Below are 18,875 nucleotides of genomic sequence, written 5' to 3'. Positions count from 1 at the left end.
CTCAGAGCTGTTGGAGCGGAAGCTCAAGGGTGCAACGCAGGCCCGCGGGATCAAAATCGAGCGCGGTTCTGCCTTGAAGATCCTTGGTCATGGTGCGCTCGATCAGGCGGGTGCCGAAGCTGCGCGTGGCCGGCGGTGTCACTGTAGGTCCGCTGCTTTCGATCCAGTCAATGCGAAGGTTGGCGGAAGCGCCGGATCCTGAAGCGCTCCACCGCACCGTGACGAGACCCTGCTCGGTCGACAGTGCGCCGTACTTGGCGGCGTTGGTGGTGAGCTCGTGCAGGACCAGACTGAGGGCGAGGCCCACCCGCGGCTCCAAGAGGAGATCCGGCCCATCGATGTGCACGCGCGTAGCCGAACCGTCGCCATAGGGCTCCAGCTCCTGTTCGATCATGTCACACAGACCGACGCCCGTCCAACCCCGGCGTGTCAGCAACTCGTGAGCCCGGCTCAGGGCGAGGAGGCGGGGCTCGAAGTTCTCGCAGAAGGTCCGGAGATCGGGTGCGGTCCGAATGGTCTGGGTGGCAATCGACTGCACGGTCGCGAGCGTGTTCTTTACCCGATGATTCAGCTCGTCGATCAGCACCCTCTGGCGCTCCTCGGCCTGCTTGCGGTCGGCAATGTCTACCAGCATGTTGACCGCGCCAATGACCTGACCTGAGGCGTCCAGGAATGGCGTGGGGAAGGCCAGGAACGGTACGCGGGTTCCATCCGGCCGCTCCGCCATCGCCTCCACGCCTCGCAACGGACGACCTTCCTTCAAGGAAACGGCCATCGGGCACTCCTCGTGGGGCAGCGGGGTCCCATCCGGCATGAACAGCCGCAGCGTCACGCACCAGGTGTCCTTGCCCAGCTCCGGCCGCCTGCCGGCAAAGGCGACTGCGGCCTCGTTAAAGTAGGTGATCCGGCCATTGGCATCGGTCGTGTAGATCGCGGTCGGCAGCGCCTCCAGAAGATCCCGGACGTGGCGCTCACTCTCGCGCAGCCGCTCCTCCGCCTCGAGCCGGGCCGTTATGTCCTCGACCACGCGCACGCCGTAGCGGAACCGGCCCTGCTGGTCGAGCACAGACGAGCTGAGGACGCTCACGAAGACGATGCTGCCGTCCCGGCGCAGAAAGCGCTTCTGGACCGAGTAATGGGTGATCTCGCCTCGCACCTGCCGCGCATATTGCTGCACATCCTCATCCCGGTCCTCAGGGTGGGTCAGCTCGACGAAGGATCGCCCTAGCAGCTCCTCAGGAGAGTAGCCGATAATGGCCGAGAGCGCCGCATTGACCCGAGCGAACTGTCCCGTGGCATCCACCTCAGCAATCCCGATGGGAGCTTGGTCGTAGGTCACGGCCAACCGCTGCTGGCTCTCGCGCAAGGCCTCATCGGCACGGTGCTGGTCGGTCACGTCAACGGTGAAGCAGCGGGTGTTGCGGAACTCACCATCGCAGAAGTGAACGTTGGACGTGATCAGGACATGCCGGATGGAGCCGTCCCTGGCCTTCAGGCGGGCGGGGTATTTGTCCAGCTTCTCGCCCTGGGAGAGGCGCGCAAGAATATCCTCGATCACGGGAGCATCGGCGTGAAAATCTGTGATTTTTCGCCCGACGTACTCGTCCGCCGTGTAGCCGATGAGGTCAAGCTCTGCCCGGTTGGCCTTCAGGATCGTCCCATCCGCAGCCACCAGATGGAGACCTACGGCACCGTTCTCGAAGAAATCCTCCAGATCCTGCCGGCTCCGGCGGAGTTCGTCTTCCATGGCCTTGCGCTCGGAGATGTCCTGGAAGCAGTTGATGGCACCGAGGACGGCACCGTGCTCATCGAGCAGCGGCTCGATTTGGACCAGGAGGATGCGACGGCTGCCATCTGGCCGCTCGACCATGACCTCAAGCCCATGCGCAGGCTGGCCAGTGCGCAGGACGTCGGCCATGGGCGTTTCGGCATGCGGGAGTGGGCGTCCATCCAGGTGGTAAAGGCGATGGGCCCCACAATACCGCTCGTCAGTCTCACCCGGGCAAGGTGTGCGTCCCCAGAGTTCGAGGGCATGCCGGTTGTAGCGCACAATAGCTCCATCGGCCGAGCAGACATACACGGCGACGGGAATGGCATCCAGGACTGCTTGGCTGACGGTGGCCAGCTCGTGAAATCCGGATGGGAGTGATGAACTGCCGGAAGGCAGGGCGACAACGGTCATCAGGGTCGACCTTCCATTGAGCCAATCACCTCGAACATGGGGAAGCCCAAGCGCTGACCATGGCAATGCACCGGCAGCGCGAGGTCCCCGTCTGGTTGAGGTGCCGTCGGAACAATCATCCTAGGGCCGGTGGCCAAAACCTACAGGTAGGGCGTTGTCGGGTGAATTCGACAGCGGGTCAAGACTCTTTTCTTCCTTGAAACGGCTGACGGGCTTGATCGCGTTCGCACGAGTCACTTCGCTCGGCAGCGACACGGCAGCGACACGGCAGCGACACGGCAGCGACACGGCAGCGACACGGCGGCGACACGGCGGCGGCGCGGGAACTCTCTGTCTCGCCATCGGCGGTCAGCAAGAGCGTGCAGGGCCTGGAGCAGCAGTTCGGACTGCTGTTGCTTACCCCGACCACGCGCTCGCTGACGCTGACCCCGAGGGCCGTGACTTTCACGAGCGCATCCTGCGGCTGCTGCGTGACGCCGAGGAGACCGAGCAGGCGGCGCTGGCCGCCCACGCCGAGCGGTTCGGCACACTCAGTGTCACGGCGCCGCTGCCGATCGGTGTACATGTGCTCGGGCCTGCCCTGCCGCGGTTCCGGGAGTGCTACCTCCAGCTCTCCGTCGACCTGCGCCTGGGCGACCGGATCGTCGCCACCATCGACGTGACCATCAGCGTCGGGGAACTCGCCGCCTTCCACCTCATGTCGCGCCGGCTGGCCCCGAACCGTGCCTGCACCTTGGCATCGCCTGCCTACCCGGCCCGCCGGGGAATGCCTCAGCATCCCGATGAACTCGTGAGGCATGACTGCGTGAACGTTCACCTTCAGAACTCAGGCTGCCTGCTTCGCTGGTCCTTCCGGATCAGCGCACGCATGATCGAGATCATGAAGGCGGGGATCACGGTCGACAACAGCGACGGGGTCCTGGCGGAGCTCGCGGTCGGGGCGGGATCGGCATCTCGGCCACGTACATCGCCGCACCCTATGTCGTCCGCGGCAAAATGGGGCCAATCCGTGCAGAGTTCGCCGTGGAGCGCTCGAGCATCACAGCCCTATGGCCCGAGAGCCGGCGCGGCAGTCCGAACGTGAAAGCATTCCTTTCCTTTCTCTCCGAGGTCTTTCCGTCGCCGCCGTCATAGGATGAATTGTTCACGGCGAACCGGCTCTCCACTAATCCTCCTCTCGTTAGGGTGAGAAACGCGAACTCAGGCGACGTCCACAGAACTATATCTGAATTCCACACTTGCAGCCGGAATGTCGCCTCCTGGCACAACTCGGAAGTAGACCGGACGTCCGCCCTAAAGCGCTTTTGGTCTCAGTGTAGGGCATAGCCAGCGTGCCTGATCCAGCCTCGAGCATCCTGTGCGGTGATGGTGTCGAGGGCTGGTTTGAGTTCTGCTTCCAGGGCTTCAAGAGTGCGTGGCGCTTTCCCCTTGAGCCGCTCTTTCATCTTGCCCCAGGCCGGCTCGATCGGGTTGAACTCGGGCGAGTAGCGCGGCAGGTACAGCACTCCGATCCCAGCTTGATTGAGCAGGTCCCGCACTTCGGTGGCGTGATGCGGGCGCAGGTTGTCCATCACCAGAATGGCATCCGGCTTCACCTGCTGGAGCTTGGGCACCAGCACCTGTTCGAGATAGGCCAGCAGCACCGGCGTGGAGGTGGACGCCTCGATGCTCATCGTGGCGACCAAACCGTCACAGGCGAGTGCCCCCAAGACCGTCAGCCGCTGCCACGAGCCCAGCGGAATACTCCCGTATGCCCGCTGCCCGCGTGGGGCTCGCGCACGGGGGCGCGCCATCTTGGTGGTCACCCCGCTCTCGTCCAGGAACACCAGGCGGTCCACGGGAAGCTCACTCATCTGCTGGCGGTAAGCCTCACGCTCGGCTGCAATCTCGGGCCGCTCCTGCTCGGCCGCCCGAAGCGTCTAATGGCATGGACCGGCCGTGCTCCCGGGCGGAGCATGGGAGCACGGGAATATCCCGCAGGCAAGGAGCCATGCCATGTCACACCAGACCACAGCTGAATGCATCGCCACGATTGGCATCGACCTGGGCAAGACCACCTTCCACCTCATCGGTATGGATGCGCGCGGCAGGATCGTGCTGCGCCGGAAGGTCTCGCGCGGACAACTGCAGTCCTGTCTGGCCAACCTGCCGGCCTGTCTGATCGGAATGGAAGCTTGCGCCGGAGCCCACCACGTTGGGCGCCAGCTTGGCGCTCTCGGTCATGATGTCCGCCTGCTGCCGGCCCGATACGTCAAACCTTTCCTCAAAGGGCACAAGAACGATTACCGCGATGCCGAGGCCATCGCCGAGGCGGTGCAACGCCCGACCATGCGGCCGGTGCCCGTGAAGGCGGCCGAGCAGCTCGACTTGCAGGCCCTGCACCGCGTCCGCCGTCGACTGATTGGGCAACGCACCGCCGTCATCAATCAGATCCGCGGTATCCTGCTCGAGTGTGGCATCCCGGTGCGTCAGGGGCCAACTGGCTTGCGCGAGGCGCTGCCCACTCTTCTCGCCCAGCGTACGGACGTGCTCTCAGCGCGCATGATCCACCTGATCGAGGATCTCACGGGAGATTGGCGCTGGCTGGATGGGCGCATCGAGACGCTCACCCGAGAGATCGGCGATCTGGCCCGTCAGGATGCGGCCTGCCAGCGGCTGATGGGCATCCCGGGTGTGGGCGTGATCACGGCCAGTGCCATGGTGGCGGCGGTGGGAACAGGAGCCGCCTTCAGCAAAGGCCGCGACTTTGCCGCTTGGCTTGGGCTCGTGCCCAAGCAGATCTCCACCGGAGACCGTACCATTCTGGGCGGCCTGTCCAAACGTGGGAACCGCTACTTGCGCACCCTCTTCGTGAGCGGTGCGCAAGCCCTTCTCCAGCGCCCACATTGCTGGGCCGGGCACAAGTTTGGCCAGTGGCTGCAAGCAGCCGGAGCGCGGTTGCACCGCAATGTGCTCGCCGCGGCCTTGGCCAACAAGCTCGCTCGCATTGCGTGGAGCGTGCTGAACCACATGAACGGTTACGATCCGGAGTTTACTCCCCACGCAGTCTGAGCCTGCTCAGAGGGCCGACAGTTCGAGGATAGAGTTCCCGCCGAGGTTCGCGAGAAGGATGTGACAGGATGGATGAACGGTTGCCCGGCGCATCGCAAGCCTGACCAAAAAAATGGCCTTTGAGGTCTCGCGTCTAAGTAGGCGCGGTGCGTGCGGATTCCCATGATGGCCCGGAGCAGATGCTCCATACTGAGGCCGGATAGATTGATGCGAACCGTTTCTCACCCATTTGCCACAACCCTCTTGCAACGCACGGCCGGTCCATAGATTGGGGCGCAGCTTGAGCCGCTTGAGCGCCTCGCAGATCACCGCCAGACACACCGTCACGCCGGTGCGCTCGGCCAGGCGCTCGCGGTACTCGCGCAGCAGCGCGTCATTGTCTTCGATCACGAGTTGGCGCAGCACCTCGAGAACTGCCGCGTCCAGCCGCGAGGGCACGCCGCCGCTGTGCGGCTTCGGCTTGCGCCGGCCCTCCTCGCGCTCTTGGCGGCGCCAGTTTGACACGGTGGCGGGACAGACCTGAAAGCGGCGGGCAATCTCGACCTGAGGAAGGTCGCCCCGCTCACAGGCAACCAGAACGCGCTCACGCAGATCAGGAGAATAGGGCTGGGGCATGGCTCGCCTCCCGGGCCATATCCCCGTCAACGCACAGGCCACCCGAATGGATTCAAGCCCAAATCAAAAGCGCTTTAGCAGCGAACAGCGGACATTCCTGAAGGGAAGGGGATTTCATGTTTTGCCCCCGATCTGAACGAACAATCCGTTTCGGACCTCGTGTCCTGCAAATGGGGACCGGAATAGGTGAAGGGGCTATGGGTGTTCGCCGGATCCGTGTAGCGAGAAAATCATCTGCTCGTCTGGAACACCCTTCAGAGCAAACGCACCCAGAGCATGCGTTGCTGCTGATGGGAGCAGTGCGGCGACCTCCCGGGAGCACACCGCCACGTTGCCTGTACTCTTGGCAAACGCTTCGAGCCGGCTGACCAGATTGACCGTCGGTCCAACCACGGTGAAGTCGAGGCGGTCAGGGCTGCCGATATTGCCATAAGTGACAGGGCCGATATGCAGGCACGCGACAAACTGCAGATCACCCTCCTCATGGGCTCTCGCCAAGGCGGCGTCCAGAGCCCGACAAGCCTGCTGGGTGGCTTCCGCTCGTCCGCTTTCCTCAACAGAAAAGATCGACAGAATGCCATCGCCGATGAACTTCAGCACGTCACCGCCCTCTGCCCGCACGGCCCCGACAACCACCTCCAGATAGCGGTCAAGGTGGTCCAGCACCTGATCGGGTGGCAACTGCTGCGACAGAGTTGTGTATCCGCGCAGGTCCGTCAGCAGCACGGCGGCTTCGATCTCAAAGCAATCGCCTCGTCGAATGGCCCCTGCCGCAACGCGTTTGGCAGGCCCCTCACCAAGATAGGTTTGCAGAAGGCTCTCACTGGAGCGCCGCATCGCGGCCGGTTCCAGGGCCGCGGCAAGGAAGGGCCCCAGCTCCTCGATGAGGACCACCTCCTCTGGGCTGAAATCCCGTAGGCCGTCGGTCGTGAAGGAGGCGCCCTGAACCGAACCATCGCCGTATATGATAGGAATAGCCAAGTAGTCTGTACCGCCCTCAGCGGCCACCTCGAGGAGCACGTGATGGTCGAGGGCCGGATCCAGGTGCCGAAGGGAGCGGCGGAAGCTGGCTCTCGTTTTGTTGACATGCTCGAAGGGACTGCCTGTGTAGGAGCGTGTCGCGAGGATCCTGTGGGGCACGGTGTACGCCTCGGCCCCGGCTCCGCGCACCCATTTGACACCCCAGACGCCGATGAGAGGATTGGCCAGGCGTTGCCCAACCCGAACGCGCCAGAGTGGCACGCCTGCGGTCAGCAGCCGTTCGCAATACTCTGTGACGATAGCGGCTGGAGCGAGTGCGGTGCGGGCTGGCCCAGCAAGCCACCGCGCAAGGTCGAGGACACTGGGGAGGCGTTGGGGGGTCTGGGGCATCCTTTGCCCCCGCTTTCTCGTCAAAGACCGGTGAACTGCTGGATATGCTGCTTCGGAACGCCAGAGGGGACGAATAGGTAACGTCGGGTGATCCGATAGGTCCCACTGGGACATTCCGGAAGTATGCCGAATGTCGGCGTTAAACGGGAGCATCGGACGCTCCCGAACGGCAGGTGATTTCCCAGTGTGCCTCGAAGCAACCCTTCAGGTGATGTCTCATGAGGTCTGATGCGCTGGATCTGTGGCGATCACACCGGCGGCAAACGCTGTCGGATTATGGCGGCATGGAAGCGTACCCCATAGAGCAGCCCTCGTCGGCGAAGTCATAGACCGGGTTGTGCAGAGCTTGGACGACCTTCGTTCCATCTCTTTCCTTCTGGCTTGCGCGTTCCCCTAGTATTAGTGGCGCTGCACAAACGGCTTGGGCAGACGGCACTCGTCCTGACGCAGCCATTGTTCCTTGGATGTAGCAACGCAAGGACGTTCACCGGCACGGTCACCATACGAAGACCAACTATCGGAATTAGAGTTGCCGGTTCCCGTAGGTCTGGAGGTCGCCATGTACGTCGTCATCCGCAAGTTCAACCGCATGAGATCGGTTGCGGAAGCTGCCCGTCGCGCGGAGAGTGGCCTTGGCCAGATGCTCAAGCAAACGCCAGGGCTTCAGGGCTACTGCGTGTTCGACGCAGGCCATTGAATGGGTGGATCGATCAGTTTGTTTGAGAACCGGGAGGCTGCACTTGCAGCCAACGAGAAGGCATTGGCCTGGATCCGAGCGAGCCTGACGGATGTCATTGATGGTGAGCCTGAGATCACCATGGGCGAGGTTCTAGCCACCGTGACACCTTGAACAGGGCTATTTCAATTTTCCCGCCAGCATCTCCAACGTGACCAACAACGAGCTTAAGTATTTAGGATTAAGGCCCACTCGTGGCTGATGCTGCAGGGCGTACACTCATTATAGAACCCTGGTGCGTCGAAGGCTCGATCTAGCCATCCACCCGGGGCCGGACGTGAAGGCATCCGCGCAAAAAAGCGTTATGGCTCTGCATGCGGATCAACGCCTCCACTTACCTTCGTACCGGAACTCCGGGGCGGACTTCAGTTGATCAACGTCGGCGTTCATAGTCGCCTGCCACCTGTTCTCGCCCTCCGTATACCGGACCGAGATCGCTGATGGATCGACTGCCACATAGCGTTGGCCACCACCCAGGATCTCACCGACGGATAACACGATGCCAACAATCTGGCCGCCCTCGAAGACAACGTCTTCGACCTTTCCCATTCCTTTGCCGCCCGCGCTTTGAACATCCAGACCAATCAGCCTTGAGCTAAGTATGGCATTGTTGCTGATCGTGCTGAACTGCGGCGCACCGGACGCAGGCGGTGTGCTCTGGGCTTGTGCCACACCTACCATGCCAAGAGTGACGAGAACCATAAGAGCTGAAGAACGCATAAATATCTATCCTCGAAGCGCGATCCGAAACCAGCAGTCCGCAGGATAGTGGCCGATTTAGGAAGATCGTCTGACGCCGTCCGTCTTGGGACTTGCCGATCTCAAACGCTGTGGCGAACAACGCCAGAACTCCACGACGAGTTCGGACACTTGGCGAAGCGGAGCAATTTTTGTTGGGGAACTGCTCCGAGCCCCCATATACAAGGTTGGAGCTGCGATATGCTGCTTCGGGAGTAACCTATGCGGATCATAACAGCTACGGCCGTGCTGGCCTTGCTAATCGCATCTCACTCTGTGTTGGCCAAAGATGCAACAGAATCAAGGGCAGGGATCCCAAAGGTGTCCGCGTCGAAGTCGTACACGGCTGAGGAATCTGCAGCGATGGGGAGAGCGGCTCGGACCAAGGCCGAGGCGCAGGAGAGGGTCTGGGATCGCAAGATGAAGATCATCTCGAGAGGCGTCTGCACAGGATGCTGAGCCTTGCATCAACCTTCGCGGTTCCGAGGCATGACAAGCGCAAGTCACTCGTCCACCTGTTATGATATTCCGACCGGTTCCAGCATGGCCTCGATTATCCACGCAACGTGCACCTGCACATAGGAAAATATCGTCACGGTGGGCAAAAGGGTGTTGTGGAGGGACTTCCGCAGGAGGCTGGGCATGATGAGGCCGCGCCTTGACCATTTCCGGACGCAGCCTAGGAGGAGCGTTTCTTGATGTTGACCAAGATTAACGCCGTTGATTTGATACGTGTTAAATTGAGGAGGTCGGGCGTCGGCTTCTGAAGAGGGAACCCCAAATCAGCAGCAGGACAACCGCTCCGAAGACGGCTGCTACCAACCCGGTACTGTCCTCCGCCTGATACCATCCTGCCTCTTGTCCCAGATACGAGGCCGCAAAGGCGCCTACGATGCCAAGCACGCCGGTCAGCATGAACCCGAATGGTCCCTTTCTGCCGGGCGTAACAAGCCTAGCAATCACACCAACGACCAAGCCCAGTGCCACAATCCACATGATGCTCATGAGCGCTCCTGCCGAGAGAAATGATCCAGGGAGGCAACCCCGAGTGTCCAGCCCGGGTTGCAGCCCAGGATGGGGTTCTGGCGGGATAGACGTTTCCCTCAAGTCGTGCTCAGGGTGGCGTAGCATTCCGAGAAAACATCACCGGCTTTGCAGGCTCATCCACCTTCGTGCTCGACGATCGTGTAATGAACATTGGCCATAACTGTCGTTCAGGGAGCCTCAATGCTGGCGAACAACCAGCGAGGAGAGGCAGGTTCAGATTGAGGCACTTGGGCGCTCTGGACTCCAGACAAACACCTCATCGCCTGTGTGATCCAGGATCCGCAGGGCATCGGGCTTTTGCGGCATGTCCAAGGTCTCGAAGAGGGACAGGGCTCTCACTTTCGCGTCGTCCAGATCCGTTGTGTCATGCTCGACCCGATCCAGGATTGCATGAGCTTCGTCTGTATCTCGAACCCGAAAGAACTCGATGATAAACATTATAGAGGCTCCGTCTCGCACAGAACTGCGACATCAGCATCCTTTCGTGCCAGGATTGCCTGCAACACCGCCAGAACGGCTTCATCGGCGGCGGCTGCCGCTAGCTCGAAGACCGCAACGGCGTACTCCTCAGCATCATCGGCGCGGGCTTCCAGCAGATGAGCTTGATGGCGTTCTGTCCAAAGGTCCTTGCCCACGACAGAGCCGATCTTTTTCTCCGCGAGCCACGTCTTGACCCTGACATTGGCGGCCTCAACGGTGGCTCGGTTGTCGTAGATACGCTGCTCGACCCGGTCGAGTTGGCTTTCAAGGACCTCCTGGGACTGGTCGAAGGTCGCTGCGCCATTCGATTTGAGCACTTCAAGGCGACGGTCCATGCCGTGAAGCTTGATCCGCAGCTCGTCACAAAGGCGACTGATCCGCTCACTCATTCGCGTCTCCTGTAAGATCCCCTCGGGCGATGATCATAGTGGGAGCGAGTTGGCGCCGCCCTTCGATGGCCACTCCGCGCTGAATTGGCTGACAATCCCTGCGCTGAAGACCTTGGCTCCAGGCCCGGCAGACTGGGCCTCTGTGACCGCGGCGTTGATGGCCGAAACACGGGATCCATACTCCCCGTGGTGCTTGCCGTTCACGCGGATGCGCCACGCGCCATGATGCCGAACGACGTAAAACTCGGTTGCCATCAAATGATCTCCACTGATTGTCAGTTCAGACTGCGAGGCACAGTCGCCCAATCTGGATTCGATAGAGCCCAGAACTCAACATCTCTGGTCGCCTGCTCGTGGGAGAGGCTGTAGCTCTCCTCGACCTTTTCGATAAGCTCCGACGTGGTTCGGATCCCCATCATCTCGACCATGGTGAGCCGATCCCACTTGGACTGCACCTTCGGCAGTGCGTGAAGCGCCAGTCCGGGTCCGTCGCCCGCTTGACAGTGCTGAAGATCAAACATGAAGCGGCTGTTCAAACACATTGGGAACCTCCGCAATCGTCCTCAGATCTCAACCTTGGCCGATAGCGAAAGCCCCGAGGTCGAAAGTCAATCTTGATTTTATATGGGGACGAAGGAGGCTGTTTGCAGCCGTTGTTATAAATAAATCCAAATTGATCGGGTTTGTGTATCTAAGTTTTACATGAGGGAGTATGCTGTAGTTCATCGCATCATGGGGTAGGCAGGAAGGGATCCTGTCATGAGAGCTCATCGATACGCCGTCGGCCAGCATGTCAGCTATGCCGCAGACTATTCGCCCAATAAGATCTGGCTCAGCGGTTACGAGATTGTTTCCCTGCTTCCCGCCGGCAACCGGGAGCCTCAGTATCAGATCCGGACCGATGGTCAGACCTATGACCAGGTTGTCTGGGAGTCCCAGTTGCAGGCAGAGAATGGGAGAAGGAAGCGCTTGAACGATCGTGGGATGCGGACCGCAACGGCCTTAGCATCACCAGCCCGTCGTGCCCGCCAGCATCGCACTGATCCGAAACAGGCAAGCCAGCACCAGGACCTCACGAGGTGGGATGATGAGGGCGGGGCGCCCCGATCGGGCTACCACTTCAGTGAACCTCCTCCATCGCAATCTGTGACGGAAACAGCTCTCTATTATTTCAACGTCCGGACGGAGAGTAGCCTCATGGACGACCCTGAAGGCAACAGGTACCCGGACCTTCAGACCGCGCGTGAGGTTGCCATCGCGATGGCCCGCGACATGATCGCAGAAGGTGATCAGAAGGGCGAGGACCGGCGGGGCTGGCACATTGAGATTACCAACCGGGCCAACCAGCCGGTGCTGACAGTTGCGTTCGTGGAGGTACTCGACCCCAGCACGGCTTCGGCTCGGCAAGGGAGCCAACCATGAGCAAGAGTCCTCTCACTGCTACCCAAAAGCTTGTGAACTCAGTCTGGAAAGCCGTGAGGATGCTGGAAGATCGCCCAGAGCCACCTCCGAAGGTTAAGCTTGATGGCCGGCGCGGCTATGGCGACGGCGACATTCCCCCGCCGGATCAAACGCGCGACCGCAAATGATCTGAGACCCACGATACCACGGCATGCGAAGTGCCGAGATGCTCACCGTCACGCTGGTATTGGCTCAGGTGTAAATGGTGAACGCTCCACCAGGAGAACCTGGGCAGTCACGCCAACTGGTTGCAGCCTATCCAGAACCTTCCGCAACTGCTCGGATGCTTGCGCCCCGCGCGTTTCCTCCACAGTTCGGAACTCCAGCATCGTGATCGTGTCCAGGCTAGCCCCATCAGACGTGCGATACGCCACAAACGATACCGCACCCGGGATCTGCAGGAGCTGCGCGATCCAATCCCGAACCTGCTGGTTGTATTCGTTCCAGCGATGCGAGTCGTTTGGACCGTCATACTGAAACATGACGTAGGCCATGAGATACCTCCCTGAAGGCTCGTGCCACCACAACACACAAGAGCGAGCGCTCATAGCAACCAGACTGATGCACTCCTGCCGCCTGCTTGAACCTGGGTCAGCTGAAGCGACGGCTCGCCTTGAGTTCGTTGGCATTGATCACGCGAGCCAAGAGGTCTTGCAAGGTCTCCCGCTCGCGTTCTGAAAGCGACGCCATGACCTGGTCCCGCACCGCAAGGATGGCCGGGTGGAGGCGTTCGAAGAGATCGAGCCCCGCCGGAGTGAGGCTGAGCAGCCGTATCTCGCTGCCGCGTTTGCCCCGTGTCCGGCTGACGAAGCCTCGAAACGCAAGGTGCCGCACCATCTGTTGAGTGCTCGCGAGATCAACGCCAATTCGCTCGGACAGTCGCCGCTCGTCGATATTGGGAGCCTCGTGAAGGGAGGCGAAAACCGCAGGCTCGACCAGCGTCGGACCCTCCGGCTACGATGCACTAGGGGCAGGACCCGGAACGGCGGATGATCGGGGCCGTGGACAAGATAGGCCCCACGGGGGTGCCGAGGCTTTCACGGGCTGCGCCCCGAGATCGTCGAAGGTCAGCGGCAACACCCTGGCCACATAGGCGTGAGCGGCTTCCGGCAGGCACACGAACCCGGGTCGTGCCAGCTTCTCCATGCGGGCCGCAATGTTCACGCCATCGCCGAACATGTCGCCGTCCCGAACCATGACCTCTCCGACGTGGACGCCAATCCGGAACGTCACCCGCCGCCCCTGGGGCGTTTCCTCACGTGCCGCGGCAATCCTCTCCTGGACGCCGAGCGCGCATTGGACCGCCTAAATGACGCTGGGGAACTCGGCCAGGATGCTATCGCCCGCGGTGTCGGCAGTCCGGCCTCTTGTATTGGGTGATTTGGCGATCCATGATCGCGCGATGGGAATCGAGCAAACACAACGTTCCAGCCTCATCGGCATTCATGAGGCGCAGATAGCCGGCCACGTCAGCGTAGAAGATGGCCGCGAGGCGGCGTTGCATGACTGAGGCGCGTTTGTTCATGATCGGACGCCGCCTTTGTGAGCCTGCCCAGACGCGCGATACGGGCGAGCTCCTCAGGTTGCCGGGAGTGCCGGCCGGTACCGAGACCCACCTCTAGCGGCCAGGCTGCGCCGGCCCGGTTTCCAGATTGGCGCTCTCACCAGTGGTAGCGGATCGCCAGTGTGCCGATGGCGAGAATCCCGGCCATCAGGAGGAATGCAATCAACACCTGGGAGAGCATTACATCACCCCCAGGATTACAGCCCCACAAAACAGAAACGCCAGGGCTGCAACAAAGAGGGCTTGGCTTTCGAAAGATGCGTAGGACCGGATTCTCTGAATCATGACGTCCTCCTAACCTGCCCAAAGTATACGCTCATGACCAGTACAAATATATGATTATCTCAAGGCGGGAGTCATTTAATCATCTCTAGATGTATAAAGATTTGTCAGGAAAGAGGATAAAAGACGGGAGGTTGATCTGGTAATTGTCTTTCGTTCAGCAGTCCAGCTACTATCGGTGTTTCCCCGTGGGCATGCCGCTCGTCATGATAACACAGAGCCAACGCAAAGCGGCGATCCGAACCCGGTGGGAGCAGGAGATTATGTGTGAGACGGTGGCTTGAACAATCGGCCGCTCCAGCCATTCCCGGCCTCGGTACCGGATGGGGCTGCCGTGCGTTAGAGCGTGCAGCGGTTGCGTGGAATCGCGATAACTGATTCCATGGAGCTGGTTTTGAACGGCCGGGAGGCCTCCCATGCCAGCTCCTCTGTCCCGAGACTTGCGTGAGCGGATCGTGCGTGCGGTGGAAGGGGGATCCTCCATCCGGCAGGCGGCCCTGCGCTTTGAGGTCAGCCCGTCGGCCGCCGTGAAGCTGATGCGGCGCTTCCGCCAGAGCGGCAGTCCCGCTCCGGCCCGCTTTGGTGGCCACCGTCGGCCCATCCTCGCGCCGCATGAGGCGCTTGTGCGCGCTCTCCTGGATACCAAAGTCGACATCTCACTGAAGGAGATCCAGGCTGAGCTGCGCCAGCATGGCATCATGGTCGGTGCGACCTCCACCATCAGCCGCTGGCTCAAACGAGCCGGCCTGACGCACAAAAAAGAGCCTGAGAGCCGCCGAGCAGGACCGTCCGGACGTGGCGCGCGAGCGACGGCACTGGCGCGTGTGGCAGCGCTACATGGATCCTGCCCGCTTTGTCTTCCTGGACGAGACGGGCACATCCACCAACATGGTGCGCCGTTATGGGCGTTGCCCCAGAGGCGAGCGGCTGGTGGATGCCACGCCGTGGGGGCATTGGAAGATCACCACCTTTGTGGCCGGTCTGCGCGCCAGCGGCGTCATCGCTCCGATGGTGCTGGACGGCCCGATGACTGGCGAGGTGTTCCGCGCCTATGTGGAGCAGGTGCTGGTGCCGGAACTCCAGGCCGGCGACGTGGTGGTGCTCGACAACCTTGCGGCTCACAAGGTGGCAGGCATCCGAGAGATGATCCAGGCCGCTGGGGCGAGCCTGCTGTACCTGCCACCGTACTCGCCGGATCTGAACCCGATCGAGCAGGTGTTTGCCAAGCTCAAGGCGCTGCTACGCAAGGCGGCAGTTCGCACCAAGGAGGCGCTCTGGACGACCATCGGAGAACTGCTCGACAGCTTCCCGGCGGACGAATGCCAGAACTATCTCAGCAACTGCGGATACGAGTTCACCTAAATCGAATCCGCTCTAGTCGGAAACCTTCCGAATATGCTCAGAAGACCCATTACCCGGTTCCAGAAACGGGGTTCCGCGACTTACGCGGCCTTGCCCATCAGGGTCTGCTCAACCCAGGCTCCGGCTCCCTCGGGCGTCTTGAACACGTGTGGAGCAACACGCACGTCGCATTTGCCGAACCCCGCCTCCAGGTGCCACCACCCTTTGTGCTCAGGATCATGGTGCGTTCCGTCGAGGCGCACGAACACGGCGGCAAGCTGGTTATCAGCAAGGACAAGGTTGCCGTCAGTGTCATGGCCGTCGATGAGCACGCGCATAGGAAAAAAGGAGATGTCGAGGGTCATGGCCTTCGCCTTCCATGTTGGGGCGAAGGGTCGGTTGCCAAATGGCCAGACACCCAAGGGGAACAAGACAGCCTTTTTGCACCCTTCCCCCGAAGGATCCTTCATCTATGTGTGGCTTGGCCCTTAACATCGGCGTGGTTGGGCCGTGGTATAAAGGTCATCTGAGAATTACGGCCATGTCAGCTTTTCTCGATAAAGTTAATCTCAAAACCAACCTAGGTATAGGACAGGCACTCATTTTTGTGCCATTGTTGTCTCACTGTTAGCAACCAATCTCAGGCGCTGATGGCTGAGAGATGTACATGCTCCCGCCTGCAAGGCAGGGAGCATGACCTTGACCACAGCATTTCACCCTAAATACAACCCGATGATCCGTAAGCTCGAGAGCATCTTCACGCTCACGGATGACGAGCGCCACGCCCTCCAAACGCTGCCGATGCAGGTTGTAGCCATCAAGGCCGATCAGGACATCGTGCGCGAGGGCGACGTTCCCTCCCGGTCCAGCCTGATCCTGAGCGGCTTTGCCTGCACCTACAAGATGACGGCACAGGGCAAGCGCCAGATTGTCTCCTTCAACATTCCGGGCGACATTCCCGACCTCCAGAGCCTGCACCTGAAGGTCATCGACAACGGCGTCGGCACCATCAGCCCATGCACCGTCGGGTTCATCACCCATGAGGACCTGCGCGCTATCTGCGAGCGCTATCCCCGGATCACCGCCGCCTTCTGGCGCGAGACCCTCATCGATGCATCCATCTTCCGCGAGTGGGTGCTCAACGTCGGACGCCGTGAAGCCTACATCCGCATGGCGCACGTCCTTTGCGAGTTGCTGACGCGCCTGAGGGCGGTGGGCCTTGTGGAGGATCATGCCTGTGACCTGCCGATCACCCAGGGCGAGTTCGCGGACGCGCTCGGCGTCACCAACGTCCATGTGAACCGTGTTCTTCAGCAGATGCGGGCCGAGGGCCTGATCGAGCTGAGCGGCGACCGGCTGAACATTCCCGATTGGGAGAAGTTGAAAGAAGTAGGCGAGTTTGACCCGACCTACCTGCACCTGGAGAGCGATCAGGCGGCCGCATGACCTTCACCCTTCAACCCATCCGCGTGGCGACCGGCTTCGACGAGGAAGGCATGATGGTGCTCGACGAGGAGCGGCGGCTTGTGGCCGTGCTGGTACGCCTCTCGGACGAGAACGAGGTGGCTCCGGGGCAGTGGTACCTGGAGGCAGGCTTTGGCCAGATCGATGGGATCAACCACCCGATCTTCTCCAACCTGGACATGGCCAAGGATTGGATGGCGCAGCGCCTCACAAGGGGGCAGTAAGCGGCTTCCGCTCGAATTCGCTTTGGCGCACAGGCCTACCGGCCGAGTTCATCTCGTGGTCCGCCGTTTTGGACAATCGTGGGGTCGGTGGCCACCATGGGCATGCGGGTTGCCTCGACCGCAGCGACGAACGAGCCGCCGTCGGGCCGGAAGGCACTCACCCGCTCTTCGGCTCATCCTTGAAGGATGTCAGCGGGTGTTGGATCAAGCCTCAATAGTTTCGCTCCCGTTGCGGTCCAGCTACGATGCCCGCTTGCCGCCGGGCGGTTTAGGCGGAACGCTGCCCTTGCCTTGGTTCACGAAGGGAGAGGCGGGGATCGGGTTCTTGGGCTTGTCCTGCTTCGGCTTCTTTGCTTCGCGGTTGCCGCGCTTTTCGCCTCTGGCCATCGATTGTCTCCGTTGTCAGTCAGGATCTAGGAATAATCGGCTTAGTCGTGGGGTGGCTTATCGAGCAGATGATCGAAATCGGCCAGCACCCGGTCAATCAGCCTGCGGCGACGCAGATCGGCTGCGTCCAAATTCCGCGCAAGCAGACCCAGCAGATAGCGCGCCTTCTCGACAGCCTCCGGCCAGTCGGTGGCGGGTGCTGCCGCAAGCAGATCTTCGAGTTCCGCCTGTCTTGCGTGGAGGGCTGCCTGGTCGGCTTCGACCTCGGATCGGAGGCGACGCAGGTCGGTGGTTTTCTGAGCCGCCATGCCGCGATGCGCATCAAGATTGGTTGGTTGATCAAACATGGTGAGCCTCCTCCTGCGGGTTGAGAGGCGGAACTGTTGCGAGCGATGGGATCTCACCCATGTATTCAGCTCCGCACCAGTCACTGTCAGGTTCGCTCCGTGAGCAGCCGCGCCAGCGTCTTGGCTTGCTGAGCACTCCCGCCCACAGGCTCGGGCGTCACGAGGTGCCACGCGTGTGCTCGAAGCGCCCAGGCAACGTCGGAGAGGCTGCCGAGCGGCTCGTGCGGCCACGTTGGCTCGCCTGATGGCGTGAGGATCATAAACTGTCGTGAGGCCCTCATGCCGACGCGCGCGACGTACAGGATCTCATCGTCCCGGCGAAGCACCGCAACAGGATCGTAGATCTGTGATCCGTGGAGGAAGGCCTCACCACCGGTCAAATGACTGACGCCTTGGCCGAGATCTCGCTTTCGCGCACGGCGCGCTCACCGAATCCAGACGACTTGATGCGATACGAGACTTCACCGGTCTGATCTGCCGGCATGAGACGCGTCACCTCGTAGATGCCGCTTGCACTTGCGCGCTTGTCCCAGATCCGCGGATGGGTGATGCAGACCAACTGATGAACCTGATACTTATGGGACATTCATCCCTCCTGAAGCGCAGCTGTTGTGGGGCAGGGGGGTGTGGGTAACCGCTGCTGGCCGATAGCCGGTACGAACGAAAAAGCCGCTCCCATCTGGGAGCGGCTTCAAGGCTTAGCGGCGCAGGTTTGTATCCTGTGCCCATCATCAGAGATTAAGCCATCTCGATGTTGTTGACGGCGATCTTGCCGGAGCGGCGGTCTTCCGCCGTGTCGAAGGCAACCTTTTGGCCTTCGACGAGGCCGCGCACGCCGGCGCGCTCAAGAGCGGTGGCATGGACGAACACGTCCTTGCTGCCATCGTTCGGCTGGATGAAGCCGAAGCCCTTCATGTCGTTGTAAAATTTTACAGTGCCCATAACCATTGGGGTAACCTTTCGCGATTGATGCAGATGCACGTGAGCGAAGACGTGCATCTGCACGGCCTCAGCTCGGCTCGTCGATGTAATGGTAAGAAAGTCCGAACGTGCGCCTGGAAATACCAAAAGCGAAACGACCCGATTGTCCGGCCAAAATCCGATAAGAATTATATAGGTCTTAACGCGAATAATAACAAGCACCTTGGATATTTAGTTTTTATTCAGGCGAAGCTTCTCTGTGAGCGAGCGGAAGG

At 61.1% G+C, this 18,875-nt stretch carries 25 protein-coding genes and 1 pseudogene; 9 read left to right on the top strand and 17 right to left on the bottom strand.

Annotated features, from left to right (window positions below):
* Position 1: 1 nt before the first annotated feature.
* On the bottom strand, positions 2 to 2,182 hold the full coding sequence (locus LGR44_RS17260; protein ID WP_226741946.1) for a PAS domain-containing sensor histidine kinase: 2,181 nt from the start codon (positions 2,180 to 2,182) through the stop codon (positions 2 to 4).
* A 196-nt stretch (positions 2,183 to 2,378) separates the two neighbouring features.
* Here LGR44_RS17260 and LGR44_RS22110 point away from each other — a divergent pair, with 196 nt between their 5' ends.
* Positions 2,379 to 3,266: a LysR substrate-binding domain-containing protein gene (locus LGR44_RS22110; protein ID WP_449871036.1), complete on the top strand. Its 888-nt coding sequence runs from the start codon at positions 2,379 to 2,381 to the stop codon at positions 3,264 to 3,266.
* A gap of 226 nt (positions 3,267 to 3,492) precedes the next feature.
* On the opposite strand, the gene LGR44_RS17250 is transcribed toward LGR44_RS22110, so the two are convergent.
* Positions 3,493 to 4,020: an IS630 family transposase gene (locus tag LGR44_RS17250; protein WP_404809946.1), complete on the bottom strand. Its 528-nt coding sequence runs from the start codon at positions 4,018 to 4,020 to the stop codon at positions 3,493 to 3,495.
* A 157-nt stretch (positions 4,021 to 4,177) separates the two neighbouring features.
* Between LGR44_RS17250 and LGR44_RS17245 the strand changes: the two genes are divergently transcribed.
* On the top strand, positions 4,178 to 5,233 hold the full coding sequence (locus tag LGR44_RS17245; RefSeq protein ID WP_226741945.1) for an IS110 family RNA-guided transposase: 1,056 nt from the start codon (positions 4,178 to 4,180) through the stop codon (positions 5,231 to 5,233).
* Positions 5,234 to 5,239: 6 nt separating this feature from the next.
* On the opposite strand, the gene LGR44_RS17240 is transcribed toward LGR44_RS17245, so the two are convergent.
* A complete protein-coding gene (locus LGR44_RS17240; protein WP_226741944.1) occupies positions 5,240 to 5,848 on the bottom strand; it encodes a helix-turn-helix domain-containing protein in 609 nt (202 codons plus the stop codon).
* A gap of 195 nt (positions 5,849 to 6,043) precedes the next feature.
* Positions 6,044 to 7,219, bottom strand: coding sequence for an adenylate/guanylate cyclase domain-containing protein (locus LGR44_RS17235; RefSeq protein WP_226741943.1), 1,176 nt, complete (start codon positions 7,217 to 7,219; stop codon positions 6,044 to 6,046).
* Positions 7,220 to 7,778: 559 nt separating this feature from the next.
* Here LGR44_RS17235 and LGR44_RS21995 point away from each other — a divergent pair.
* Positions 7,779 to 7,916: a hypothetical protein gene (locus LGR44_RS21995; RefSeq protein ID WP_319004865.1), complete on the top strand. Its 138-nt coding sequence runs from the start codon at positions 7,779 to 7,781 to the stop codon at positions 7,914 to 7,916.
* Positions 7,917 to 8,069 (top strand): hypothetical protein, encoded by a 153-nt coding sequence (locus tag LGR44_RS21990; protein ID WP_319004864.1) that lies wholly within the window; start codon positions 7,917 to 7,919, stop codon positions 8,067 to 8,069. It abuts the gene before it with no gap.
* Positions 8,070 to 8,276: 207 nt separating this feature from the next.
* On the opposite strand, the gene LGR44_RS17225 is transcribed toward LGR44_RS21990, so the two are convergent.
* From LGR44_RS17225 to LGR44_RS17205, 5 genes are all read right to left on the bottom strand, one after another.
* Complete coding sequence (locus tag LGR44_RS17225) at positions 8,277 to 8,675, bottom strand: PRC-barrel domain-containing protein (RefSeq protein ID WP_226741942.1); 399 nt, start codon at positions 8,673 to 8,675, stop codon at positions 8,277 to 8,279.
* Positions 8,676 to 9,428: 753 nt separating this feature from the next.
* Positions 9,429 to 9,698 carry a GlsB/YeaQ/YmgE family stress response membrane protein gene (locus LGR44_RS17220; RefSeq protein ID WP_226741941.1) on the bottom strand — a complete coding sequence of 90 codons (270 nt, stop codon included), beginning with the start codon at positions 9,696 to 9,698 and terminating at the stop codon, positions 9,429 to 9,431.
* A 255-nt stretch (positions 9,699 to 9,953) separates the two neighbouring features.
* The gene (locus LGR44_RS17215; protein ID WP_226741940.1) at positions 9,954 to 10,178 is read right to left on the bottom strand and encodes a hypothetical protein; all 225 of its coding nucleotides are present in this window, start codon (positions 10,176 to 10,178) and stop codon (positions 9,954 to 9,956) included.
* Entirely contained in the window at positions 10,178 to 10,609 is a 432-nt protein-coding gene (locus LGR44_RS17210; protein ID WP_226741939.1) for a hypothetical protein, read from the bottom strand. Before LGR44_RS17210 ends, LGR44_RS17215 begins: the two co-directional genes overlap by 1 nt.
* 275 nt (positions 10,610 to 10,884) lie before the next feature.
* Positions 10,885 to 11,130 (bottom strand): hypothetical protein, encoded by a 246-nt coding sequence (locus tag LGR44_RS17205; RefSeq protein ID WP_226741938.1) that lies wholly within the window; start codon positions 11,128 to 11,130, stop codon positions 10,885 to 10,887.
* A gap of 238 nt (positions 11,131 to 11,368) precedes the next feature.
* Between LGR44_RS17205 and LGR44_RS17200 the strand changes: the two genes are divergently transcribed.
* On the top strand, positions 11,369 to 12,031 hold the full coding sequence (locus tag LGR44_RS17200; RefSeq protein WP_226741937.1) for a DUF6894 family protein: 663 nt from the start codon (positions 11,369 to 11,371) through the stop codon (positions 12,029 to 12,031).
* 215 nt (positions 12,032 to 12,246) lie between these two features.
* Here the strand turns inward: LGR44_RS17200 and LGR44_RS17195 are convergent, their stop codons facing one another.
* From LGR44_RS17195 to LGR44_RS22060, 3 genes and pseudogenes are all read right to left on the bottom strand, one after another.
* Positions 12,247 to 12,564, bottom strand: a complete 318-nt coding sequence (locus tag LGR44_RS17195; protein ID WP_226741936.1) for a hypothetical protein — start codon at positions 12,562 to 12,564, stop codon at positions 12,247 to 12,249.
* A 97-nt stretch (positions 12,565 to 12,661) separates the two neighbouring features.
* Positions 12,662 to 13,009: a MarR family winged helix-turn-helix transcriptional regulator gene (locus LGR44_RS17190; RefSeq protein ID WP_226742085.1), complete on the bottom strand. Its 348-nt coding sequence runs from the start codon at positions 13,007 to 13,009 to the stop codon at positions 12,662 to 12,664.
* 15 nt (positions 13,010 to 13,024) lie between these two features.
* Positions 13,025 to 13,357 (bottom strand): annotated as a pseudogene (locus LGR44_RS22060) (adenylate/guanylate cyclase domain-containing protein); the annotation flags it as partial.
* A gap of 22 nt (positions 13,358 to 13,379) precedes the next feature.
* On the opposite strand from LGR44_RS22060, the gene LGR44_RS17180 reads away from it, so the two are divergent.
* Both LGR44_RS17180 and LGR44_RS17175 read left to right on the top strand, forming a co-directional pair.
* Positions 13,380 to 13,580 (top strand): hypothetical protein, encoded by a 201-nt coding sequence (locus tag LGR44_RS17180; protein ID WP_226741935.1) that lies wholly within the window; start codon positions 13,380 to 13,382, stop codon positions 13,578 to 13,580.
* Positions 13,581 to 14,332: 752 nt separating this feature from the next.
* Positions 14,333 to 15,278, top strand: a protein-coding gene (locus LGR44_RS17175; protein ID WP_449871033.1) for an IS630 family transposase whose coding sequence is annotated in 2 segments (ribosomal slippage) — positions 14,333 to 14,668 and positions 14,670 to 15,278 — 945 coding nt in all. Because the reading frame shifts where the segments join, the coding sequence is not laid out codon by codon here.
* An 80-nt stretch (positions 15,279 to 15,358) separates the two neighbouring features.
* On the opposite strand, the gene LGR44_RS17170 is transcribed toward LGR44_RS17175, so the two are convergent.
* A complete protein-coding gene (locus LGR44_RS17170) occupies positions 15,359 to 15,622 on the bottom strand; it encodes a hypothetical protein (protein WP_226741933.1) in 264 nt (87 codons plus the stop codon).
* A 334-nt stretch (positions 15,623 to 15,956) separates the two neighbouring features.
* Between LGR44_RS17170 and LGR44_RS17165 the strand changes: the two genes are divergently transcribed.
* Both LGR44_RS17165 and LGR44_RS17160 read left to right on the top strand, forming a co-directional pair.
* Positions 15,957 to 16,703 carry a Crp/Fnr family transcriptional regulator gene (locus LGR44_RS17165; protein ID WP_226741932.1) on the top strand — a complete coding sequence of 249 codons (747 nt, stop codon included), beginning with the start codon at positions 15,957 to 15,959 and terminating at the stop codon, positions 16,701 to 16,703.
* A complete protein-coding gene (locus LGR44_RS17160) occupies positions 16,700 to 16,945 on the top strand; it encodes a hypothetical protein (protein ID WP_226741931.1) in 246 nt (81 codons plus the stop codon). The genes LGR44_RS17165 and LGR44_RS17160 overlap by 4 nt, the downstream gene beginning before the upstream one ends.
* Before the next feature lie 240 nt (positions 16,946 to 17,185).
* On the opposite strand, the gene LGR44_RS17155 is transcribed toward LGR44_RS17160, so the two are convergent.
* From LGR44_RS17155 to LGR44_RS17140, 4 genes are all read right to left on the bottom strand, one after another.
* A complete protein-coding gene (locus tag LGR44_RS17155) occupies positions 17,186 to 17,332 on the bottom strand; it encodes a hypothetical protein (RefSeq protein WP_226741930.1) in 147 nt (48 codons plus the stop codon).
* Positions 17,333 to 17,373: 41 nt separating this feature from the next.
* Positions 17,374 to 17,679 carry a hypothetical protein gene (locus tag LGR44_RS17150; RefSeq protein WP_226741929.1) on the bottom strand — a complete coding sequence of 102 codons (306 nt, stop codon included), beginning with the start codon at positions 17,677 to 17,679 and terminating at the stop codon, positions 17,374 to 17,376.
* A 376-nt stretch (positions 17,680 to 18,055) separates the two neighbouring features.
* Positions 18,056 to 18,265, bottom strand: a complete 210-nt coding sequence (locus LGR44_RS17145) for a hypothetical protein (RefSeq protein ID WP_226741928.1) — start codon at positions 18,263 to 18,265, stop codon at positions 18,056 to 18,058.
* 152 nt (positions 18,266 to 18,417) lie between these two features.
* Positions 18,418 to 18,627, bottom strand: coding sequence for a cold-shock protein (locus LGR44_RS17140; RefSeq protein ID WP_226742083.1), 210 nt, complete (start codon positions 18,625 to 18,627; stop codon positions 18,418 to 18,420).
* Positions 18,628 to 18,875: the final 248 nt, after the last annotated feature.

It is taken from the genome of Microvirga lenta, assembly GCF_020532555.1.
Lineage (GTDB): Bacteria > Pseudomonadota > Alphaproteobacteria > Rhizobiales > Beijerinckiaceae > Microvirga > Microvirga lenta.
This window is presented reverse-complemented; position numbering and strand designations above follow the sequence as displayed.

Coding starts and splice junctions, on each gene's coding strand:
- LGR44_RS17260 (WP_226741946.1), bottom strand. CDS start 2,182: ATGACCGTTGTCGCCCTGCCTTCCGGCAGTTCATCACTCCCATCCGGA.
- LGR44_RS17245 (WP_226741945.1), top strand. CDS start 4,178: ATGTCACACCAGACCACAGCTGAATGCATCGCCACGATTGGCATCGAC.
- LGR44_RS17240 (WP_226741944.1), bottom strand. CDS start 5,848: ATGCCCCAGCCCTATTCTCCTGATCTGCGTGAGCGCGTTCTGGTTGCC.
- LGR44_RS17235 (WP_226741943.1), bottom strand. CDS start 7,219: ATGCCCCAGACCCCCCAACGCCTCCCCAGTGTCCTCGACCTTGCGCGG.
- LGR44_RS21995 (WP_319004865.1), top strand. CDS start 7,779: ATGTACGTCGTCATCCGCAAGTTCAACCGCATGAGATCGGTTGCGGAA.
- LGR44_RS21990 (WP_319004864.1), top strand. CDS start 7,917: ATGGGTGGATCGATCAGTTTGTTTGAGAACCGGGAGGCTGCACTTGCA.
- LGR44_RS17225 (WP_226741942.1), bottom strand. CDS start 8,675: ATGCGTTCTTCAGCTCTTATGGTTCTCGTCACTCTTGGCATGGTAGGT.
- LGR44_RS17220 (WP_226741941.1), bottom strand. CDS start 9,698: ATGAGCATCATGTGGATTGTGGCACTGGGCTTGGTCGTTGGTGTGATT.
- LGR44_RS17215 (WP_226741940.1), bottom strand. CDS start 10,178: ATGTTTATCATCGAGTTCTTTCGGGTTCGAGATACAGACGAAGCTCAT.
- LGR44_RS17210 (WP_226741939.1), bottom strand. CDS start 10,609: ATGAGTGAGCGGATCAGTCGCCTTTGTGACGAGCTGCGGATCAAGCTT.
- LGR44_RS17205 (WP_226741938.1), bottom strand. CDS start 11,130: ATGTTTGATCTTCAGCACTGTCAAGCGGGCGACGGACCCGGACTGGCG.
- LGR44_RS17200 (WP_226741937.1), top strand. CDS start 11,369: ATGAGAGCTCATCGATACGCCGTCGGCCAGCATGTCAGCTATGCCGCA.
- LGR44_RS17195 (WP_226741936.1), bottom strand. CDS start 12,564: ATGGCCTACGTCATGTTTCAGTATGACGGTCCAAACGACTCGCATCGC.
- LGR44_RS17180 (WP_226741935.1), top strand. CDS start 13,380: ATGACGCTGGGGAACTCGGCCAGGATGCTATCGCCCGCGGTGTCGGCA.
- LGR44_RS17170 (WP_226741933.1), bottom strand. CDS start 15,622: ATGACCCTCGACATCTCCTTTTTTCCTATGCGCGTGCTCATCGACGGC.
- LGR44_RS17160 (WP_226741931.1), top strand. CDS start 16,700: ATGACCTTCACCCTTCAACCCATCCGCGTGGCGACCGGCTTCGACGAG.
- LGR44_RS17155 (WP_226741930.1), bottom strand. CDS start 17,332: ATGGCCAGAGGCGAAAAGCGCGGCAACCGCGAAGCAAAGAAGCCGAAG.
- LGR44_RS17150 (WP_226741929.1), bottom strand. CDS start 17,679: ATGTTTGATCAACCAACCAATCTTGATGCGCATCGCGGCATGGCGGCT.
- LGR44_RS17145 (WP_226741928.1), bottom strand. CDS start 18,265: ATGTCCCATAAGTATCAGGTTCATCAGTTGGTCTGCATCACCCATCCG.
- LGR44_RS17140 (WP_226742083.1), bottom strand. CDS start 18,627: ATGGTTATGGGCACTGTAAAATTTTACAACGACATGAAGGGCTTCGGC.